23 protein-coding genes are annotated in these 19,477 nt (G+C 46.2%); 17 read left to right on the top strand and 6 right to left on the bottom strand.

The features are described 5' to 3' along the window. Window positions 1-53: 53 nt before the first annotated feature. The 3 genes from EKM99_RS13300 to EKM99_RS13290 all read right to left on the bottom strand — a co-directional run bounded on the left by EKM99_RS13300 (window position 54) and on the right by EKM99_RS13290 (window position 1,592). Window positions 54-278 carry a hypothetical protein gene (locus tag EKM99_RS13300; RefSeq protein ID WP_125583902.1) on the bottom strand — a complete coding sequence of 75 codons (225 nt, stop codon included), beginning with the start codon at window positions 276-278 and terminating at the stop codon, window positions 54-56. A 30-nt stretch (window positions 279-308) separates the two neighbouring features. Continuing rightward, entirely contained in the window at window positions 309-683 is a 375-nt protein-coding gene (locus EKM99_RS13295; RefSeq protein WP_125583901.1) for a hypothetical protein, read from the bottom strand. Window positions 684-746: 63 nt separating this feature from the next. Beyond that, entirely contained in the window at window positions 747-1,592 is an 846-nt protein-coding gene (locus tag EKM99_RS13290; RefSeq protein ID WP_125583900.1) for a hypothetical protein, read from the bottom strand. Window positions 1,593-1,778: 186 nt separating this feature from the next. Between EKM99_RS13290 and EKM99_RS13285 the strand changes: the two genes are divergently transcribed. Continuing rightward, on the top strand, window positions 1,779-2,090 hold the full coding sequence (locus tag EKM99_RS13285; protein ID WP_125583899.1) for a helix-turn-helix domain-containing protein: 312 nt from the start codon (window positions 1,779-1,781) through the stop codon (window positions 2,088-2,090). On the opposite strand, the gene EKM99_RS13280 is transcribed toward EKM99_RS13285, so the two are convergent. Beyond that, complete coding sequence (locus tag EKM99_RS13280; protein ID WP_125583898.1) at window positions 2,085-2,336, bottom strand: hypothetical protein; 252 nt, start codon at window positions 2,334-2,336, stop codon at window positions 2,085-2,087. The genes EKM99_RS13285 and EKM99_RS13280 overlap by 6 nt on opposite strands. A gap of 587 nt (window positions 2,337-2,923) precedes the next feature. Here EKM99_RS13280 and EKM99_RS13275 point away from each other — a divergent pair. The 3 genes from EKM99_RS13275 to EKM99_RS13265 all read left to right on the top strand — a co-directional run bounded on the left by EKM99_RS13275 (window position 2,924) and on the right by EKM99_RS13265 (window position 6,529). Further along, entirely contained in the window at window positions 2,924-5,062 is a 2,139-nt protein-coding gene (locus EKM99_RS13275; RefSeq protein WP_125583897.1) for a MucBP domain-containing protein, read from the top strand. A 133-nt stretch (window positions 5,063-5,195) separates the two neighbouring features. Next, complete coding sequence (locus EKM99_RS13270; RefSeq protein ID WP_164511611.1) at window positions 5,196-5,579, top strand: MerR family transcriptional regulator; 384 nt, start codon at window positions 5,196-5,198, stop codon at window positions 5,577-5,579. After that, on the top strand, window positions 5,576-6,529 hold the full coding sequence (locus tag EKM99_RS13265; RefSeq protein ID WP_125583895.1) for an NAD-dependent epimerase/dehydratase family protein: 954 nt from the start codon (window positions 5,576-5,578) through the stop codon (window positions 6,527-6,529). The genes EKM99_RS13270 and EKM99_RS13265 overlap by 4 nt, the downstream gene beginning before the upstream one ends. Before the next feature lie 96 nt (window positions 6,530-6,625). Here EKM99_RS13265 and EKM99_RS13260 read toward each other — a convergent pair whose 3' ends face one another. Then, window positions 6,626-7,213 carry an NAD(P)H-dependent oxidoreductase gene (locus EKM99_RS13260; protein WP_125583894.1) on the bottom strand — a complete coding sequence of 196 codons (588 nt, stop codon included), beginning with the start codon at window positions 7,211-7,213 and terminating at the stop codon, window positions 6,626-6,628. Window positions 7,214-7,314: 101 nt separating this feature from the next. On the opposite strand from EKM99_RS13260, the gene EKM99_RS13255 reads away from it, so the two are divergent. The 9 genes from EKM99_RS13255 (at window position 7,315) to EKM99_RS13215 (ending at window position 15,063) form a co-directional block, all read left to right on the top strand. After that, complete coding sequence (locus EKM99_RS13255) at window positions 7,315-7,671, top strand: winged helix-turn-helix transcriptional regulator (RefSeq protein ID WP_125583893.1); 357 nt, start codon at window positions 7,315-7,317, stop codon at window positions 7,669-7,671. Between the two features lie 367 nt (window positions 7,672-8,038). Then, complete coding sequence (locus tag EKM99_RS13250) at window positions 8,039-8,800, top strand: carboxymuconolactone decarboxylase family protein (protein ID WP_225419875.1); 762 nt, start codon at window positions 8,039-8,041, stop codon at window positions 8,798-8,800. Continuing rightward, a complete protein-coding gene (locus EKM99_RS13245; protein WP_125583891.1) occupies window positions 8,800-9,357 on the top strand; it encodes a DapH/DapD/GlmU-related protein in 558 nt (185 codons plus the stop codon). Before EKM99_RS13250 ends, EKM99_RS13245 begins: the two co-directional genes overlap by 1 nt. Window positions 9,358-9,666: 309 nt before the next feature. Next, a complete protein-coding gene (locus EKM99_RS13240) occupies window positions 9,667-11,250 on the top strand; it encodes a cation:proton antiporter (protein WP_125583890.1) in 1,584 nt (527 codons plus the stop codon). A gap of 253 nt (window positions 11,251-11,503) precedes the next feature. Continuing rightward, a complete protein-coding gene (locus EKM99_RS13235) occupies window positions 11,504-11,845 on the top strand; it encodes a cyclophilin-like fold protein (protein WP_125583889.1) in 342 nt (113 codons plus the stop codon). Window positions 11,846-11,952: 107 nt separating this feature from the next. Continuing rightward, window positions 11,953-12,576, top strand: a complete 624-nt coding sequence (locus EKM99_RS13230) for an NAD(P)H-binding protein (protein ID WP_125583888.1) — start codon at window positions 11,953-11,955, stop codon at window positions 12,574-12,576. A gap of 16 nt (window positions 12,577-12,592) precedes the next feature. Next, complete coding sequence (locus tag EKM99_RS13225; protein ID WP_125583887.1) at window positions 12,593-13,432, top strand: SDR family oxidoreductase; 840 nt, start codon at window positions 12,593-12,595, stop codon at window positions 13,430-13,432. 125 nt (window positions 13,433-13,557) lie between these two features. Then, complete coding sequence (locus tag EKM99_RS13220; protein WP_125583886.1) at window positions 13,558-13,920, top strand: nuclear transport factor 2 family protein; 363 nt, start codon at window positions 13,558-13,560, stop codon at window positions 13,918-13,920. Window positions 13,921-14,016: 96 nt separating this feature from the next. After that, the gene (locus EKM99_RS13215; RefSeq protein ID WP_125583885.1) at window positions 14,017-15,063 is read left to right on the top strand and encodes an NAD(P)-dependent alcohol dehydrogenase; all 1,047 of its coding nucleotides are present in this window, start codon (window positions 14,017-14,019) and stop codon (window positions 15,061-15,063) included. 273 nt (window positions 15,064-15,336) lie between these two features. Here EKM99_RS13215 and EKM99_RS13210 read toward each other — a convergent pair whose 3' ends face one another. After that, complete coding sequence (locus EKM99_RS13210; RefSeq protein WP_125583884.1) at window positions 15,337-15,975, bottom strand: NAD(P)-dependent oxidoreductase; 639 nt, start codon at window positions 15,973-15,975, stop codon at window positions 15,337-15,339. A gap of 254 nt (window positions 15,976-16,229) precedes the next feature. Between EKM99_RS13210 and EKM99_RS13205 the strand changes: the two genes are divergently transcribed. The 4 genes from EKM99_RS13205 (at window position 16,230) to EKM99_RS13190 (ending at window position 19,468) form a co-directional block, all read left to right on the top strand. Beyond that, window positions 16,230-17,105: a LysR family transcriptional regulator gene (locus EKM99_RS13205; protein WP_125583883.1), complete on the top strand. Its 876-nt coding sequence runs from the start codon at window positions 16,230-16,232 to the stop codon at window positions 17,103-17,105. A gap of 153 nt (window positions 17,106-17,258) precedes the next feature. Next, window positions 17,259-18,194: an NADP-dependent oxidoreductase gene (locus EKM99_RS13200; RefSeq protein WP_164511610.1), complete on the top strand. Its 936-nt coding sequence runs from the start codon at window positions 17,259-17,261 to the stop codon at window positions 18,192-18,194. Between the two features lie 49 nt (window positions 18,195-18,243). After that, window positions 18,244-18,606, top strand: coding sequence for a MerR family transcriptional regulator (locus EKM99_RS13195; RefSeq protein WP_125583881.1), 363 nt, complete (start codon window positions 18,244-18,246; stop codon window positions 18,604-18,606). Next, the gene (locus EKM99_RS13190) at window positions 18,596-19,468 is read left to right on the top strand and encodes an aldo/keto reductase (RefSeq protein ID WP_225419874.1); all 873 of its coding nucleotides are present in this window, start codon (window positions 18,596-18,598) and stop codon (window positions 19,466-19,468) included. Before EKM99_RS13195 ends, EKM99_RS13190 begins: the two co-directional genes overlap by 11 nt. The last annotated feature ends 9 nt before the right edge of the window (window positions 19,469-19,477 follow it).

Genomic DNA, 19,477 nt, shown 5'->3' with positions numbered 1-19,477 from the left:
TGCTAACTATCATAAGGGAGAGGCTTTCCCTTTTCAATTGCTTATTTTTCTATTTACACATAATTATTTAAACACTCGACACGGGAGAGCCGACCGTTAGTATAGACTAAGGCGTGCTTCCGAGTGACCTTGTAAGGGTGGTTCTTAATGTTCTGGTAGTAACGGACTTTTGTGGCTGATGCTGATGCGGTGGTGGAATTTGTGGAAATAACGCCGCCAATCATGCCGGCAGTAGCGAGGGCAATTACAGCCAATTTAGTCATTTTTACGTTTAACAAAATAGCGATACCTCCTGTGGGTTCATCACGTTACCGGAGAAATCTATCCCAATATCCTTGTTGATTGCGAACGTACAGGTAGCCATGTACCATCTTAAATGACGGAATGTCAGCCTGAAGATTTGGAAATAAGACTTTACCGGAATGTGTTTTTTTGACAGATACTTTTTTAAAGTGATTAGGTTTGTAGAACTTATGACCTACTCTGCCAAAAGCCAACGTGTGTGCAGTGAAACGTACATTTTGATCAGGCCCGTACCAAGTGTGACGATAGGCTTTTGGCATTGCGGAAATAGTTGTGACTGATGCGGCATTAGCAGACACATCTACTTTTGCGTTAAAGGAAAATAAAGCAACGCCGGCCATGGCAAGGACAAGTGCAAAGTACTTGATAATTTTCGACAAAATAACAGCCTCCTTAATAAAATGGTGAGGACCAGAGTGTTCTGGGGACCTCCTAGTGGATAGTTACTTAACTGACACAGTCTTGGTGTTCGTGACGCGTGAGAACTGGCCGTGGGCGTAGTAACCAACAGCAACCGTTACCTTTTTCACTTTGGGTGCGTAGATCTTTTTACTAAAGTGGTGCGTTCGGCTTAGTTTGGCGTAGCTCGTGCCCTTGGACGTTTTAATTTGAGCGTAGTTCGCTTTTTTACCAAGCTTGGCCGTGCCAGTAACTTTGACGTTCTTTTTAGAAGAGGTCTTTTTGGCGGTTAGTTTTGTCAGACGACTCTTAACTGCAGGCATGCCAGTAACTGTGTCAGGCCGAAGATCCATTTGAAAATATTCTATAAAGTAGTCGGCGACGTCTTCAATAGTGCCTGAATCAACCTTGTTAGCGTTTACTGCCTGATTGGCCTCCTCGACTTCATCACTGAGGGAATCTTGATACATAGGCTCGAGACGGCTCTTAAACTGATTGTAGACAGCAATCATGGCCGTGTAATCCTGTTTAAATGCCGAGGTTACCTGACCGTGGCTACCGATATTGCTGACAGCGTCGGATTCCAGGGCCTGCATCACTTGTGAGAAGTAAGGCGTCACTGCCCGTCCATATGCATTGACGGGGTCTGCTTCCATCCGCTTGAAAAATGCTGCGTTAATTTGGCGTTGTACTGCGGGATTGGCCTTTTTAACGGCGGCTTTCACAACACCTTCGTCATTTTTAAAGGTCTGATAGCTGACGGGCGCCTCGTCAAGGCTATCTGCCTGTACTTGCGTGGTAAACGTGGGGATTGCCGGCAACAAGACGCCGCCTAACAAGGTACTACTCAGCAAAATGGTCGCAGTTTTCTTGGTCCAATTTAAGTTCATCATGACTCCTCCAAAAATAGTGAATTTAGGTGAAAATCAGTCCTAACAACTGATTTCCAAATTTAGTATACAACAAAAGTGTAATATTTTCCCTATAAATTAGAATAATAGGTATTTTAAACTCTGTTAAGGACAAAAAATTTAAATTATGGTTGGCTTTAATGCCATGATAGGAGATAGCCAACCATGCAAATTGCAATAAGCAAACTAGTGAATCAAAAGAGACTGTCATTGGGATTAACGATTGAAAGGTTAGCCGAACGTGCTGGCGTTTCTATCAGCCTTATATCACGGATTGAACGTGGTGAAATTGAGAATATTAGCCTAAACAAGCTACAGGCGATTGCAGACGCGCTCAACTTAAACATGAGCGACTTCTTTGGTGATGAAAAATTGTCTGGCGTGAACACGTTGGCACTGCTTGATTATTTACGCGCACTCCCAGAGGATAAGCGGGAAGCTATTGCGGAAAGCATTCTGCGCATCTTGAAGCTATAGGTGATACTTGATCACAATCAGGTGAGCAACCTCCTTAAGTGAATGATCAGGTTGGTAGCGGTGATACTCGGCAACCAGGTCAATGTGGCGGGTATCAACCGTAATTTCAAAGATCCGCATGTTTTGGTAGCCTAGGCGGTAATCTGAGTATTCGGCTATCAAAAACTTTAAGTCCTGTAGTAGCTGTAGGTGTTGGATGAAATCATCTTCAACTTGGGGCACGCTATCATCTCCAATTTTTGCCAAATAAAAAACCTCAACCAAATTTGGTTAAGGTTAGCTTAGCGCGTATGTAAGTTGAGAAAAAGACTTGTCTTGAGGCTGAAATTAATTTGGCAAGATTTATTTAATTGATTTATATAAATTAATTTTAACATGCGTGTCAAATTCCCAGACCCTCGGTGTCACGTCGATGGCTTCTCTGTCACGCATCTAAAGTACAAAAAGGTTGGTAAGAACTGGCCGAAGGTTCACTAATGCTATCTCCCTGTAATACGCAGGAGGTTAGTTGAATCACACATCTAAGAGGGCCTGTCACCAATTTGGTGAACGGGTTCTTTTTTAGTGCGAAGGGATTTGAAAGAATAATAAAGAGTAGGCCTTACTAGAACGCTGATTTGGTAGGGTTGGTAAGATGAAACTCTCATAGGTGATAATTGTGGTGGCGAAGGATTCACAGCTAAAGTAAATTAGCTTTATTATCGATTATGATATATACTAATTGTGACAGCGTGTTTATATTTTGCCTATATAAGCATTCGGTTAAACTGACTATTACTTATTTTGTTTTTATTTGGACACCCTAAGCAAACCCTGAAAGGGGAGGAAATATCGTGTTGAATCAGTTGCGTACGAAACATCGTTATAAGATGTATAAGAAAGGTAAGCATTGGTTATTCGCAAGTATTCTGGCAACGTCACTGGCGATAAGCGCAGTCGATGTGACTGCCAATGCCGATACGGCGGCAGATGGCGATGACCCAGCGGTGGTGGAGGCCGACGGGGCGCAATCACAGCTGCAGGATAAGACCGTTAGTTTAACACCGGTTACGACTGCTGATGGTGGGGTTGTGACGTCAGAGCCAAAAGCGGTCGAGCCAGCACCAGCACCGGCGGACCCAGATCCAGTCGACCCAGAACCGACCGACCAGGAGCCCGCACCTCAGGGAGTTGTACCGGAAGATCCGGCTCCGGCTGATGAGGCGGCTGGCGCGGCTGAGCACGAAGAAAAGGTGGGGCAAACGCCACCAGCAGCGGCCCCTGAGCAGACTGTTAAGCGGATGAAAGCGTCTGCGCCAGGCACGCCACCGACTACCCCAACAACCCCGGCCGTGGTAGTCAGTCCCCTGGCAGCGCAGGTAGCCAAGGTGACCATTGACGACTGGTTACCCAACAAGACTTTGCAGGTAACGATTCTGAATGCGTTGAATGATTTGGGGATTGGTCGGACGTGGGCCACGCCAGAGGACATTACTCAGGAAGATCTGGCATTGCTGACGCGGTTAGATGTGGCCGGCAGTTCCAATTCTAATTTTAAGGACACCTACATTGACGGCACGACGGCGTTCTCGTTGAAGGGCCTGGAGTATGCGGTTAATATCACCCGGTTGAGTTTAAAATCCAACTTGAACGCATCGGGTCAAGTCTTTGGCGATGTGACCGACATCTCAGCCTTAGCGAATATGAAGAATCTGACCTATCTTGATTTAGCCGGTAACCGAATCACAGATATCAGCCCCTTAGTGGGGTTAACCAACTTAGAGGATGTCGATATCCAATACAACAGTATCCTTGATTTGTCAGGATTTTATGGCATGAAGGTGCCGAAGCTTAAAACTTGGTTTCAGTACGTGGTGCTACCAGTCATCCGGATTGACCGGGCCACGAAGTCGGGAACATTGACGGCAGCGTTTATTGATGAGGATAACTATCACTGGAAACTCTCCACGGCAGCTAAGTGGTGGGTGGCGACTGACTCGAAGGTCCCCGGCACGACATACGGTCTGGCTTACTATCGTGGTGGTGACCGGCAATTTAACGCGGACGGCACGATTACATTTAACAACATGCCGGAGCAAGAGCCCGGTGTGACGACGTATCCTGACAAGCACATTCACGTGCAGCAGTATAAGTATTTCATGATTGGTGTTGTCAACGAAAAAGACACCAACCGAATCGCGATGTTCCAACCCTATGTGCTGGCAGATCAGGCCGGTGCGGTGACCGTTTCCTACCAAGATAAGGCGGGGAAGAAGTTAGCTGATGATGTTGTTTTAGAGGCTAAATTAATTGGCGACAGCTATGTAACTGAAGCGAAATATATTGCGGGCTATACGTTGACCGCTCAGCCGGAGAATTCTCAGGGAACGTATACCGCGGAGGATATTGCCGTCGTATACGTTTACGATAAAACGCCGGTGACGCCTCCTGTAAATCCGCCAGTCGTCACGCCCAGTGAAACAGTTAAGGTGACGGTACACTACCAAACGCGTGCGGGACTGGCAATCGCCGACGATGACGTTGTGACTGGTCAGGCGGGTGACAGCTATACGACAACGCCAGCAAGCGTCGCAGGCTACGAGCTGATTGTGACGCCGGCTAACGCCAATGGTGTCTTTGGCAATCAGGATAGTGAGGTCACGTACGTCTATGCCAAAATGGATGGGGATAGTAATCTCGTTGATCCCGGACCAGAAGCGGATAAGGTGGACGCTGAGAAATCGGCTAGTGATCAGCCAACCGGGAACAAAATGAATCAACGGGTCACTGATGGTGATGCGGCACGGATTCGTCAGACGCCAACCGTGAAGGCTGAAGGAAATTCGATTGTGAACTTGGCCGTACCTCAACCAGTGATTGCCAAGGAAACCTTGCCACAGACGGATGAAAGATCAGTGTCGCCGTTGTGGGGGTTGGCTGTGCTGGGGTCACTGTTGGGTTTAGCAGTGGTCGGCCGAAAGCGGAAGAAGTAATTTGGATTTCAGGGATCGGTCGCTGGCCGGTCCTTTTGTATTGGTGACGACACCGGGAGAATTTTAAAATTGGTTCTTGCTATGGTGTGCACTCCATAGGTTATGATGTAATCAGAAATGAAGGTGCATGTTCGTGAAAAGTAGCGAGGTTGCTAAAAAATTTGATGTTTCCATTGATTCCCTGCGGTACTGGGAAAAGGCGGGGCTGATTCCAAAGGTTCCGCGGAATTCGCGTGGTTACAGAGAGTACACGCAAGATGAAATTGACTGGATTGATTTTGTCACTTGTATGCGGAGCTCGGGGATTGGTATTTCAACGTTAGTGACTTATTACCAGCTCTTTAAGGCTGGCGCTGACACTAAGCAACAGCGTCAGCAATTATTAGAAGGACAGTTGGTTGAGATGGCCCAACGGATTAAAGATATGCAACGGGCGTACGCGAGACTGGCAGAAAAATTAACCCACTATGACGATCACGTTGAGGGCGTTTTTAACAAAGGGGAAGACGGAAAATGAAAATTGTTGTAATTGGTGGCTACGGTCATATCGGTTCTTACTTGGTGCCAAAGCTAGTGAAACTGGGAAATGAGGTCATCGTGATCAGTCGACATGAGCGCCAGCCTTATATTGACGACTGGACCTGGCAAAGTGCTCAGTTTGTCGCATTAGATAGAAATGATACAGTAGCATTCACCAAGAAACTAATTGCTTTGAACGCCGACGTTGTCATTGATTTAGTGAATTTCAAGTTTGAAAATACGAAAGAAATCGTCGCGGCTTTAAAACAAACGTCAGTTAGTCATTACTTGTTTTGTTCTTCTGTGTGGGCACATGGCAGAGCACAGGTCTTGCCAGTTGATCCAAATGGTTTAAAAGAACCGTTAGATGATTATGGGAAGAACAAGTACCAAAGTGAGCGGTACTTGAAAGATGAGTACCGTAAAAATGGCTTTCCAGCAACCGTCATCATGCCAGGTCAGATTTCCGGTCCGGGTTGGGATATTATTAATCCAGCAGGTAATCAAAACAGGCAGGTCTTCCAAGACATTGCGGATGGCAAGGAAATAGTTTTGCCTAACTTTGGGATGGAAACGCTCCACCACGTCCATGCGAGTGATGTGGCGCAACAGTTTGTGGATGCCATTCAGCATCGAAACCAGGCTTTGGGCGAGAGTTTTCATGCGGTGTCTGCGCGTTCAATCACACTTTATGGCTATGCACAGTTGATGTATCATTTCTTTCATCGAGAAGCTAAGATTGATTTCTTACCATGGCCTGATTGGGTGGCTAAGGTAGATAGTCCAATTGACAGCGACAAGACGTATTATCATATTGCGCGTAGTGGTCAGTATAGCATTGAGAATGCGCAGCGGCTGATTGGCTATCGGCCACAATACTCAGTGGAAGAAACCATCGAACTGAGTATTCGGGGCGCTGTGGAGCGTGGCACCATTCAGGTGAAGTAACGGATAGTTTAAAGCGACTAATCTTAATTAACTTAAGATCGGTCGCTTTTTGGTTGAGCATTGATTCGTGTTAGTCCCGTAAGATTGGGTCCAAGACTAGCTCTGTCCTTGCAAATATAATTGAGGTAAATCTGCCAAAAATTGCTGCCGGACCGCATCAGTCGTCGTGTTGGCCTCGCCCAAATGAATCCAGTTCGTGCGGTTAGGGTCAATGCCAATGTCCGTAAAAACCCGATTGATTAGATTATTCTGAATCGGATCACCCGACTCACTTTTCAAGTAACTTTTGGTCAACGTTGCCGTGGTAATCACGGTTGCCTTTTGAATGTAGATCAACAGGCCGTGCCACTCCGGCGCTTCCTGGTAAGCAAAACCTTTCAGCATGACTTTATCAAAGAAGCCTTTCAGTTCTGCCGGTAGTTGATGCCACCAAATGGGGGTGATGAAAATTAATTCAGTGGAGTGACTGATCATTTGTTGATAGTGTTTGACCAGCTGATAGGGCGTTTCACCACGGCTAAACAAACGTAATTCTTCTTTAGAAAACCGGGGATTGAAGCCGTCTTGGTAGAGGTCAATCACTTGGTAGGCCTGGTCAGTCTGGGTAAAGTAATCGGTGAGGCGCGTCAAGATGGCATGGTTAAGACTGCCCTCATAGGGATGCGCATAGATAATCGTTTTCATGAATGAGTCCTCCTTCGAATTGATAAGTTGAGTCTATGATATAATCAATGTGCAAACAAGTACGCAAATAAAAGTGCGGTACTAACCCAAAGGAGAGTGTCATGGCAGATATCGATTACATCAAGGAAAATCGGCTACAGGATACGGGATTCGCCTACACTTTACGGCTAATTGGCGGCAAATATAAAATGCAGGCGCTTTACGCTATCCACCTAAATCACCAACCGTTGCGTTACAATGCGCTCAAACGCTTACTGGTTCCGATATCGTTTAAAACGCTAACGAGCACCTTGCGAGAGCTGGAGGCTGATGGATTAGTCCATCGTGAGGAGTATCCCCAGATCCCACCCAAGGTCGAATACAGCTTAACGCCATTAGGTGAGTCTTTGATCCCTGTCATGGAGGACATTTGTAACTGGGGCGAGTCGCAAATGGCAGCCGTCAAACGTGATCGCTGATTTGTAAATTTCTGGAACATCCACCAAACATAGAACAGTAAAAACTGAGAGTGGGATAAAAACCCATCGATTAAATTGGGATAAGAGGTAGCTCCCACGCACAAGACTTTTGGACAAAACTAAACCAGAGGCTAAATCAGGGGAAAATCACGTGGTCTTAACTAGCTGACACCAAGGGGATCCGTACGCTTCTACGTCGCTCTCCAAGACATTCTTCTTCGGGAAAGTGAATAGAATCATTGATTTGACGACATTCTTATGTGGCGTCTTTTCTTTTGGAGCAAATTTTAAAAAAACCTTGCCTTGAAGTAACTGCAAGGGACTATTCTGACTCTATCGAACGAGAAATTGGAAAGGAAGCTATTTGATGCCTAATAAAATTGCACAACAGAATCATGATGAGATGTTCCCTAATCACAAGTCAACGTTAAAACAGACCGATCCAGAATTTATCGATCTCTTTGATAATTTTGCGTTTGATGAGGTCTTACAGCACAGCCACCTGGAAACGAAGCTCCGGTTGAAAGTGACGCTGGCATCCTTAATCGCCATGCAGTGCCTGAATGAATATAAAGCAATGGTGACGGCCGCCTTAAATGTTGGCGTAACGCCGATTGAGATTAAAGAAATTGTGTATCAAGCGGTTCCTTACGCTGGACTGGGAAAAGTTTTTGATTTTTTGTATGGCACTAATGACGTTTTTCAGGCTAAAGGTATGCAATTACCAGTAGAACTACAAAGTACGACGACGCCGGAAACACGCGCGGAGAAGGGCTTAGCTACTGCTCGTCAGATTGTGGGTGACAGTGTTGATCAGATGCTGGCGACAGCGTCGAGCAATCAAAAACACTTCGCAACCTTCCTAGCTGATAATTGCTTTGGTGATTTCTACACTCGGACTGGGTTAGATAAGCAGACTAGAGAACTATTGACCTTTTCAATGCTAATTTCTATGGGTGGTGCAGATCCACAAGTTCGCGGCCATATCAGCGCCAATCAAAACGTGGGCAACAGTAAGCAACAATTACTGGATGTCATCACGGTATTATTGCCTTTCATTGGGTACCCACGGACATTGACCGCATTGAAGTTAGTCAACGAAGTTATGTCAGAAAAGGAGAATCAGTAATGACTATTTTTGAAGATCTCCGTCAGGGAAAGACGATCGATATTCGTGACGCGCAGTATCAAAAAGAAGTTCATGGTGAAATTGATCGGTGCAACGACTTGTGTTATGAAATTAATGCGACGCGTCCAAGTAATCGTGAAAAAATTGTGGCGCTAGAAAATGATTTGTTACACGGCCAAATGCAGAATGGTACTTTCTTCACGCCACCAATGTATATTGATTGTGGTAACCGCGTAAACTTAGGCAAAAATGTTTACGCAAATCATAATCTGACGATGATGTCTGTCGGAACGATTACGATTGATGATGGCGTGATGATGGGGCCAGGGGTTGGATTATTTACGGACAACCATGAGCCCAACAATATCCGGATGATTAGCACGAAAGAAATTCACATCAAAAAGAATGCCTGGCTAGGCGCACGGGTCAATGTGGCGCCAGGAGTGACGATTGGTGAAAACGCCATTATTGGCACCGGGGCAGTCGTTACCAAAGACATCCCCGACAATGCAGTAGCTGTTGGTGTACCCGCCAAAGTAATCAAGTATACGAAGTAGATACTGATACCTTTCCCGCGTCGAAATGACGGACAGTATTATCGGGTGTGAGCGCAACTAATTTTAACCAGGTCGGCACTTTCTAGGAAATTCTGAGAGTGCCAGCTTTGCCTGATGTCGGGTTAATGCTATTCTATTTTTAGTGGGCTTGTTTACGAATTTTTTGACGATTTTTTGACGATACGTCATTACTATAAAAAAATGTTTAATTCTAGAAACGAATCGGCTGGTGGTAGGAAACCGGCACATTAATAGCAGGGTGACCATTTGAGACCGGTCACTCTTTTTGCTAATCAGGAGGTTGGAAAGATGGAGCTGTTTACCTCAACTTTTGTTTTGTTAGTTACCGTAGCAATCGCTAACATAGTGGCGCAGTGGGTTCCGCAAATTTCTAAGACATACTTAGCGCTGTTGGCAGGTGTTATTGTGGGGCTAGTACCAGCACTGGACCAGTTGGTATTAAGCTTTGAAAATGAAATTTTTATGATTTTAATTTTAGCACCACTTCTATTTTTTGAGGGGCAGGTTACCCCGATACTTAAGGTTAGTAGGGGTTTTTCAAGCATCTTGGGCACGGCCTTTGTGCTGGCGATTGGATCAGCTGTTGTGGCAACAGTAGGTATCCACTGGACGTTAGCAACAAGTTTTCCCCTAGCTTTAGTGATGGTAGCAATCAGTACGCCAACCGACGCCACGGCCTTCGAATCCGTCGTGACTGGTCGAAAGTTTAGTGCGCGTCTCGGCAATCAACTGAAAATGGAGTCGTTATTTAACGATGCAACCGGTCTGGTTTTATTGCAAGCGGGGTTATTGTGGTGGCAAACCCGTCAGCTATCTTTGGGTCAAAACGTTGGCCGACTATTATTCTCAGCTGTTGGTGGTGCGATTGTCGGCATGGTGCTGGCTTTCGGATTAATGCTTTTCCGTCAGGCCCTGGTTCGTAGCGAAGCAAACGTAATTTCTTCGCAGACATTAATTTACCTGTTGACGCCAGTTATTATTTATCTGGTTGCGGAAAAATTAGCTGTATCCGGCATTATTGCCGTAGTTGTCGCGGGGCTGGTACATAACAGTGAGGCCAATGGGAGTCGATTTACAGCATCGCGGCAGATGTATTTTGGGACGGAATTAATGAATTTTGTAGTAGAGATTCTAAATGGTGGTGTCTTCGTGATTCTGGGCATTAGTTTAGAGCGAATCGTGCGGGAACAGCACCAACAGATGGTTGTTTCACTGAATTGGTTTTGGCTGGGATTAGCTATTTATGGGTTCTTGTTGGTCAGCCGATTCATCTACGCCTACTTTTTTGTTGCCGGTAAGCAGGTCAAGGACAGCTGGCTCTTTGCGTTCGGCGGTGTTCACGGAACAGTGACCTTGGCCATGACCTTCTCGATTACGGGTTTAATACCGACGACACAATTTCAACAGGTTATTTTAGTAGAAACTGTGGTCATTATTGCCAGCATGTTGGTACCCACGTTAGTCTTCAAATGGCTCTTACCTCGAGACGGTGATGTGCTCAGCAAACCCGTCCTCTTGGCCCAGATTCGTGAGCAAATGACCGCTGTGGGGATTGCGCGTGTAGAGAAATTGCAACTCAATTCGGAAATCAAAGCAACGGTCATTTATGACCTGCAGGATCAAAATAAGACCAATCCATTACCGTTGTTCTTACGACGCTGGCGTGGGATTACCAATCATCATGAGGCGGTCAGTATTTTGCAAAGCCGTGATCAGCGCTGGGCAATGATGCAGGCCTTTGCTAGTGAACGGGCTTTTCTGGCCGAACAAGCACGACAGCATGTGGTTGATGTGAGCTTACTCCACGATATTTATACGGAAGTTTTGATGGCTGAAGCATTGGTAGTGGATCCCTATAGTCGGTTGGTTTAGCAATCAGCCGAGGGTTAAACGCCGAATGGGCGTCCAGGGAGCAACGCTAATCAATGGTGAGGATGGTTACTGGGCCGAAATTGCCAGCTCGTTCATATAACCAGTCTCTAGTCTGGATGTCGGTTTTTGCTGTGATTGCGTTGCTGTTCGCGATTGGTATTGTGAAAGGCGAAAGAAAAGTGTAAAAGGGCTTGCCTTGCAGTAACTTCAAGGCGGTAAGATGAGCTATATTAACTGATAGGCGGTGACTTGTATGAAATTACGTTATCAAGAAGAGAGCTTTCCACTGGTTGTTAACCCGGATTTTGAAAAGCAGGTGCTACTGAAATTGCCTTTAACCCTGACTTTTAAGTTAAATGGGGGTCATGAATATTTCGGCCAATTGCCAACGACCATTGACTACTCGGCGGATTTAACCGGAAAGGTAGCAGCTGGTGGTATTTACTTTTTCCAGGATTGGCAGGCCTTTTCATTGAATTTTGGTGATCAAGATATTTCGCCGTACCAAGTTAGCCGACTAGGTAGTTTCCCGACTGAGTTTTTACCAATTTTGCAGAAGAAAACGGACAGCTTAGAGCTAACGTTGATTGAATAACGCGCGGCGACTGGTACTGAATCTTAGAGATTGAAAAATTGAAATTTATTTTGTCAGTGTACTTGCCTTGCAGTTACTTCAAGGTTGTAGACTAAGGCTATTCAAAGATGAAGTGGAGGAATTTCATTATGACAAACGTTTTAATTATTGGAGCAACGGGTTCTGTGGGTAGCGTGACTCGGCGGTATTTTCTGGCTAATACGGATGACCAGTTAACGTTAATGGCACGGAATACTGGCCGCTTGGGGCAGTTGCGTGCTGACCGTGAACGGGCAATTACCGGTAGTGTGACTGACAGTGCTGCTCTACAGGAAGCCTTGGCTGATCAAGACGTGGTTTTTGCTGCTTTGAGTGGTAACTTAGCGGGGATGGCCAAGAGTTTAGTGACGGCCATGGATCAGGCAGATGTTAAACGACTATTGTTCATTGCCTCAATGGGTATTTATAATGAAATTCCAGCTAGTGTCGGTGGCGGGAACCTTGCAGAAAATCCTATGTTACAAGGGTATCGGAATGCTGCCGATGTCGTCGAAGCTTCTGATTTAAACTACACGGTGATTCGGCCAGGTTGGTTTGATAATGGTACTGATACGGATTATGAAGTGACAGAAAAAGGCGAACCATTCGGTGGGCACGATGTCTCACGTAAGAGTATTGCCGACTTGGTTGTCCGGCTAGCCCACGATACCACGATGGGCACGCGAAACAGTTTGGGAATCAATCGGAAATAAAAAGGAGATCAGACTGATGGAAAATAAAACTTGGTTAATTACGGGTGTTAGCAGTGGCTTTGGTCACGCAATGACGGAACAACTTTTGGCACAAGGTAAGACGGTCATTGGTACGGTTCGGAATGCAGCTAAGGTACAAGACTTAGTGAACCAATACCCAGACACATTTGTGAGCAAGTCATTGGATGTGACGGATGTTGCGGCCATTCATCAATTAGTTGATGAATTAACGCAAAACTATCAAATTGACGTGTTGGTTAACAACGCCGGTTATGGCTTGTTCGGTGCGGCTGAAGAATTAAGCGATGCTGAAGTGAACCAGATTATTGCGACCGACTTAACGGGCTCAATCCAAATGGTCCGTGCGATTTTACCAAGTATGCGGGCGCAAGGTCATGGACGCTTGATTCAAATTTCTTCATACGGTGGTCAAGTAGCCTTTCCTGGGAACTCAATGTATCACGCGGCTAAGTTTGGGATTGAAGGTTTCATGGAAGCCGTCGCCCAAGAAGTTGCTAGTTTTAACATTGGTGTCACGATTGTTGAGCCTGGTGGTGCGCGGACTGAGTTCCGTTATGGCAGTGCGCAGGTTGCGAACTTCTTGCCAGCCTATGAAGGTAATCCGGCACATGCATTCCAAAAGATGCTTGATCCAGCCAATGGTCTTGCTCCCGGAGACCCGGTACGGATGGCCAGTCGAATCGTTGAAAGTGTTGATCAAGAACCAGCGCCTCTACGAATGGTCTTGGGTTCTCAAGCGCTTGAGAATACGATTGCCACGCTGGAAAAGCGCGTTGCTGATTTTAAACAGCAGACTGATTTGGCAGCGTCAACCGACTTTCCTGCCGGGGAGTAGTATTTAAGATTTAAATGACGTGGTATGTAAAAAATGGTCGTGTCTTTGTGGAAGACCGTGGATAAGATGTTTTGATCTTATGAAGTAACTAATGAGACATTGTTAACTGAAGGAGGATTCCGAAGATGGATGAGGAATTACGAAAACTCTATCGTGACTATAATACTGTGATGGCGGCTGATGACACGGTGAGGTTAGGCAAGTTGTTAGCACCAGATTTTACGCTGACGCATATGACGGGCTACGTGCAGCCCAAGGTTGAATGGTTACAGGAATTACAACAGGGAACGATGCATTATTATTCTTCTGTAGAAGATCAGATCAGTCTGCGAGAGACGAGCCACGGCTGGCACATCATTGGACAAAGTCGTGTGGTTGCCAGTATTCACGGCAGCGCAAAGACTGAATGGCCACTGAATACAGATCTCTACGTTCAACGTATAAATGGTCAGTGGCAAATTATGAGTGCGGTGGTAACGACGTATTAAAAAAGGTCCAAGCGCATACCCGGTGTTGACAGGGACTACGTAGATGTGGACTCAAGCCAAGATTAGAAAAAAACGAAATAAAGTGGAGTGATTTTTATGAGTCAATCAGTTAAAGCTCTATCGGCCAATATCAAAGGTGATTTTGCTTCATTCAATCAGACAGTGATTGAGCGGCGTGACTTACGGCCGGACGATGTTGCCATCGATATTAAGTATTGTGGTATTTGTCATAGTGATGTCAGTATGGTGCAGTGGCAGGGTGCCCATTTCCCGATGGTTCCTGGACATGAAATTGCAGGAATCGTTTCAGCAGTTGGGAGAGATGTTAAAAACTTTCAACCTGGAGATCGAGTCGGAGTTGGCTGCTTTGTGAATTCTTGTGGTCAGTGTGCAGCATGCAAGGCCGGCCAAGAGCAATTCTGTGAAAATGGCGTTGTCGTTGTTTTTGATTCTGAAGATGATGATGGCACAATTACGCAGGGTGGTTACTCACAATCAATCGTTGTTAAAGACCGCTTTGTTCTGCACATCCCGGATGAACTATCTCTTGAGGATGCGGCACCGTTACTGTGTGCTGGGATTACCACGTATAACCCACTGAAGCGGTTCAATGTGGGGAAAGATAGTCGAGTGGCCATTATTGGTTTAGGGGGCTTAGGCCATATAGCTGTGCAGTTTGCAGCAAAGATTGGTGCCCAAGTTACGGTGTTGGGGCACTCTGAAAGTAAGCGTGGTGAGGCCCAACAATTTGGTGCAACGGATTACCAAATTCTGAAGACACCAGAAGATTTTCAAAATTTGGCTGGTCATTTTGACTTTATTCTTAACACAGTGGCAGCTGATATGAATCTAGATAATTATTTGCCGTTGGTCAAAACGGACGGTGTTTTCTGCTATGTGGGCATTCCAAGCAATGACATTCATTTTAACCTGTTCTCAATCTTCGGAAATCAGGCAAAGGTGACAGCCTCCAATGTTGGCGGAATTCAAATGACACAAGAAATGCTAGACTTTGCGGCTCAAAACGACATTAAACCTCAGATTGAAATGATTGGCATTAATGATGTTGAAAAAGCTTACCAGAATATTTTAGATAGTAAAGTGCATTACCGCTACGTGATTGATATGTCAACGCTTAAGTAGTGCGGCGAGCGAATCAGTAGGCTGGCTTATCTAAATTGACATTTTTCGGCCGGTCAACGCTTAAGTAATTCTCTGCACAAGATTTCAGGTTGAGCATCTCCAATAGAAGTTGTGACAATTTGTCATCGAAAAAAGTTAATCGACGATAGCAGCTCATCGCCCGTGCATGAAATTGGTGACAGTGTTGCAAATGGCTGTAACATGGCCTAATCATAGAACTACCAAAGAATACGGTTAGCCCTAGCAACCAGGGACTAACCGTATTTTTTTAGACTATGCCTCTCCGCCAACCAAGGTGATGCGTTGGCGAATGTAGGTGTTCTGTTCGATAATATCCAGCATGCCCGTGGCGTAGTCGGCATAGCTGATGTAACTATCCGCGTCGGATTTTGCTAAATAGTTTTCGCCGTCCACGTGGTAAACGCCAGTGGCCGCGCCATCCGCATCGTAGTTGAAGGCCGGTGTGACGTAGGTCCAAGCTAAATTGGAGTACGAACGTAACCGACTTAAGCTGGCAACCAACGCATCGGCTAGGGGTAACCAATCAGCTGGATAGTCTGCGCGATCCTTCAGCATTTTGGTGTGATCCGCATTGATGTAGAGGGTGCCGGCACCACCAACCTTCAGGTAGCGCGTCTCAGTTCCAGATAGAATCTGTGCCAGGTGAGAGAGACCGGTAGTGTGAATGGCAAACGTTTCCGGCGTCCAAGCACTCACGGCGTCAATGACGACATCGATGCCAGCTAAGTCAGTCGCGGTTAGATCCATTAAATCCTTAATGAGCAGATTGTCGTAAGTGACATCATCGTGTTGACGATGGGCAATGGCTAGGACAGAATGGCCACGTTTCGTGGCTTCTTGAATCAGTGCCCGCCCGGTTTTTCCGTAGGCACCAATGACAGCAATTTTCATGATAAAACTTCCTTTCAGTTGGGTAGTCGTAAAGTAGAGTTGTTTGTTCCGGCTGGGATTAGCGTAAAGAAAATCGCTAGGTAGCCCGCCGTTCTCTGAAGAACAAGGACTAGCATACGCGCCACGACGGCATAATAAAAATGCTTATCATACATGCTCGTGATACATAAAATGTATATCTAATGAACTGTGATAAAATAACTGTAGATAATTAAGCGCTGACACAGCGTAAATACGGGAAAGAAGTGTTGGTCATGGATGTCCGGGTACTGAACTATTTCTTGATGACGGCCAGAGAAGAAAACGTGACACGCGCAGCGGCATTGCTTCATTTAACGCAGCCAACCCTGTCGCGGCAACTTAAGGGTTTAGAGGAAGAGCTAGGCGTCGAGCTGTTTCGCCGCAGTAATCACAGCATCTATTTAACCAGAGAGGGGCTGTTGTTCCGGCAACGCGCGCAGGATATGGTAAACATGCTAGAGCGTGCGCGCGAAGAACTGCAGCAGACTGAAGAACTGGCGGGGACGATTGCGATTGGGTGTAGTGAGTTGCAGAGTATGGAAGAAGTTGCGGACCTCATCGACCGTTTTCAACAGGCGCATCCCAAAGTGAAATTTGCCCTCCACAGTGGGAACAATGAGGATATTAAAGGCTGGATTGAACAGGGGTCAATTGATCTGGGCCTCTTAATTGAGCCCGTTGAAATTGGCAAGTATGACTTCGTCCGGATGACGGCTAAGGAAGAGTGGGGAGTTCTCGCACACGAGGATTCTAAGTTTGCGTCCTACGAGGCAATACGTCCTGGTGACCTTGTTGGGACGCCGGTTATTACCATCTTAGATAAGGTCGTTCAGAATGAGTTGGCCAATTGGTCCGGTGAATATGCGGCTAAAATGGGGAACAAGGCCCGCTACAATCTGGTTTACAACGCTGCGATGTTAGCACAGAGAAATCATGGCGTGGTGATTTGCTTGAAGCTGAATCAGCACTTTGATCATTTGGTTTACGTGCCGTTAGTTCCCAAGCTGACACTGAATTCTGTGTTGGCCTGGCGGGGGCAACAGCCGCATTCACAAGTAACGGCGGCGTTTATTCGATTTGTACGGGAAGAGAAGATGCAGAAGAATTGAGTGGTGAGCCGTGGCCTTTAAGGGACACGGTTTTTATTTTGCAAGAAATACATAATATGAATAACTAATCAGCCATAATAAGCATTTAACATATCAGTAAAAGGGCGATACACTATGGTCATCAACTTAGGAAATGCGATGGAGGTAATCAATATGCAAACTAAAGCAGTCGTCATGAATGATTATGGAGACAGTTCAGTCTTAGAGGAAAAAGAGGTATTGGTGCCGGACTTGAAGCCCAGCGACGTATTGATAGAAGTTCTGGGCACGTCCGTGAGTCCATTTGATATTGGCATGCGGCGTGGTGATTTCCGTGAACGCATGCCAATTCAATTGCCAGCGGTTCTCGGAACGGATGCCGTTGGTCGAATCGTTAAGAAGGGTTCAGCGGTGACTGATTTCCAAGTCGGCGAAATTGTCTTGGGTATCGTGGGCAATACCAGTCTGGGAGCTTACGCGGAGCTGGCTATCCTGGACGCGCACACCGTTGCCCGGCTGCCACAGGGCGTTGCGCTGGATCAAGGAACCGTTACGATGGTGGGCGTGCCAGCATACTTGGCGTTATTTGATAATGGTCAGTTACGAGCCGGGCAATCAGTCTTGGTTCATGGTGGTGCGGGTGGTGTGGGGACTTTGGCAATTCAGTTGGCTAAACAAGCTGGTGCGACGGTTTATACCACGGCCAATCCTAAGGATGAATCACGATTAAAGGCTTTGGGAGCCGACAAAGTTATTGATTACCATACTGATTTCCGTGATGCCGTCGCGGATATAGATCTGGTGATTGATACCGTTGGTGGTGAAGTTTTACGGCATAGTTTTGACGTTGTCAAGCCGGGTGGCCGGTTAGTCACCTTGGTAGAGTACTTAGAAAATGATGTGACGGCTCAATACCCACAAGTGCAGGCACAGTTCTTGAGTGCTCAGGGAACCGGAACACTGGCAAAAATCTTGGCTATGATGGCGGACGGTAAATTGCGGGTACCCATTCAGAAAGTGTTCCCGTTGTCCCGTGATGGGGTGGCCGATGCGCAGGACTATTTGGAAAAGAATCACGTGTTTGGTCGGGTGGCTATTTTAAAAGAATAGTTATGGGTCCCGCAACTAGAAAATAACAGAGTTAGTGAGGTGAGGACGATTGAATCGGTCCACGGTACAAGCAACCTATCAGTTGTCTGATCAAGTTTTAAGTGATTACGACACTTGGGTAAGGCATGATGAGACCAAGCCTGATGAACGTCAATACGATGACGCTGACTTGGTCTACCTGCAAACCATTGCGGCACTCTATACGATGGGGTTTACGGCAGCAGAGGTGGCAACTTACCTGCAATTTGACGAACGGAATCAACGGACAACTGAACAACGGTTAGGGCTCTTGACGCGCAAACGAAAGGAACGGCTGGCCGAGATTCACCAGTGTGAAAGCCAGGTGGCGGCGATTGACTATCTACGCTTTCACTTGAACGATCAAAATAAAGGAGCTGAAAATGATGGATAAAGTGACATTGAATAATGGGGTGCAGATGCCCCAGCTGGGATTGGGCGTTTTCCGAGTTACCGATTTAGCTGAGGCCGAAGAAGCTGTGCTGCAGGCTATCCAGATGGGCTACCGATTGATTGATACAGCGGCGGCTTATGGTAACGAAGAAGCGGTTGGTCGTGCGATTAAGCGTAGTGGCGTGGATCGGTCGGAGCTGTTCATTACGTCAAAGCTTTGGCTGACGGATAATTCCTATGCGGGTGCACAGCGTGGCTTGGCGCGGTCGTTGGCAAAACTTGGACTTGACTATGTTGATCTATACCTTATCCATCAGCCTGTCGGTGACTATTATGGCGCTTGGCGTTTCTTGAGTGAAGCCAATCAGGCGGGAACAATCCGCGCAATCGGCGTCGATAACTTTAGTCAGCAAAAGTTGGTGGACCTGATTAACTTCACTGACGTTAGACCGGCAATTAACATGGTTGAAACGAATGTTTTTAATCAGCGTGAGGCAGACCAGCAAGCAATGGTGGACTTCAACGTCCAAATGGAAGCCTGGGCACCATTCTCCGCTGGCAGCCAAAACATTTTTGAAATTCCAATCTTAAAGAAAATTGGTGCGGCACACCATAAGTCGTCAGCACAAGTCATTCTTCGTTGGCTGCTGCAACGTGGAATTGTTGCTATTCCAAAGACGACCCACGTTGAGCGGATGCGTGAAAATTTAGCAGTCTTTGATTTTACGTTGACGCCAACAGAGATGACACAAATCAAGTCTTTGAATACGGGTGAAGGTTTTGCTTTACCAAGCGATGCCCACGGATATCAAGACATGTTAGATATGTTTCAACAGTTCTCAATTAAAGAAGAAAAGGATTAGGTGATTAAA

The organism is Levilactobacillus cerevisiae, assembly GCF_003946245.1.
GTDB lineage: Bacteria > Bacillota > Bacilli > Lactobacillales > Lactobacillaceae > Levilactobacillus > Levilactobacillus cerevisiae.
The sequence above is the reverse complement of the archived record's forward strand: the minus strand, read 5'-3'. Positions and strand labels throughout refer to the sequence as shown.

Coding starts and splice junctions, on each gene's coding strand:
- EKM99_RS13290 (WP_125583900.1), bottom strand. CDS start 1,592: ATGAACTTAAATTGGACCAAGAAAACTGCGACCATTTTGCTGAGTAGT.
- EKM99_RS13285 (WP_125583899.1), top strand. CDS start 1,779: ATGCAAATTGCAATAAGCAAACTAGTGAATCAAAAGAGACTGTCATTG.
- EKM99_RS13265 (WP_125583895.1), top strand. CDS start 5,576: ATGAAAATTGTTGTAATTGGTGGCTACGGTCATATCGGTTCTTACTTG.
- EKM99_RS13260 (WP_125583894.1), bottom strand. CDS start 7,213: ATGAAAACGATTATCTATGCGCATCCCTATGAGGGCAGTCTTAACCAT.
- EKM99_RS13255 (WP_125583893.1), top strand. CDS start 7,315: ATGGCAGATATCGATTACATCAAGGAAAATCGGCTACAGGATACGGGA.
- EKM99_RS13250 (WP_225419875.1), top strand. CDS start 8,039: ATGCCTAATAAAATTGCACAACAGAATCATGATGAGATGTTCCCTAAT.
- EKM99_RS13245 (WP_125583891.1), top strand. CDS start 8,800: ATGACTATTTTTGAAGATCTCCGTCAGGGAAAGACGATCGATATTCGT.
- EKM99_RS13240 (WP_125583890.1), top strand. CDS start 9,667: ATGGAGCTGTTTACCTCAACTTTTGTTTTGTTAGTTACCGTAGCAATC.
- EKM99_RS13235 (WP_125583889.1), top strand. CDS start 11,504: ATGAAATTACGTTATCAAGAAGAGAGCTTTCCACTGGTTGTTAACCCG.
- EKM99_RS13230 (WP_125583888.1), top strand. CDS start 11,953: ATGAAGTGGAGGAATTTCATTATGACAAACGTTTTAATTATTGGAGCA.
- EKM99_RS13225 (WP_125583887.1), top strand. CDS start 12,593: ATGGAAAATAAAACTTGGTTAATTACGGGTGTTAGCAGTGGCTTTGGT.
- EKM99_RS13220 (WP_125583886.1), top strand. CDS start 13,558: ATGGATGAGGAATTACGAAAACTCTATCGTGACTATAATACTGTGATG.
- EKM99_RS13215 (WP_125583885.1), top strand. CDS start 14,017: ATGAGTCAATCAGTTAAAGCTCTATCGGCCAATATCAAAGGTGATTTT.
- EKM99_RS13210 (WP_125583884.1), bottom strand. CDS start 15,975: ATGAAAATTGCTGTCATTGGTGCCTACGGAAAAACCGGGCGGGCACTG.
- EKM99_RS13205 (WP_125583883.1), top strand. CDS start 16,230: ATGGATGTCCGGGTACTGAACTATTTCTTGATGACGGCCAGAGAAGAA.
- EKM99_RS13200 (WP_164511610.1), top strand. CDS start 17,259: ATGCAAACTAAAGCAGTCGTCATGAATGATTATGGAGACAGTTCAGTC.
- EKM99_RS13190 (WP_225419874.1), top strand. CDS start 18,596: ATGATGGATAAAGTGACATTGAATAATGGGGTGCAGATGCCCCAGCTG.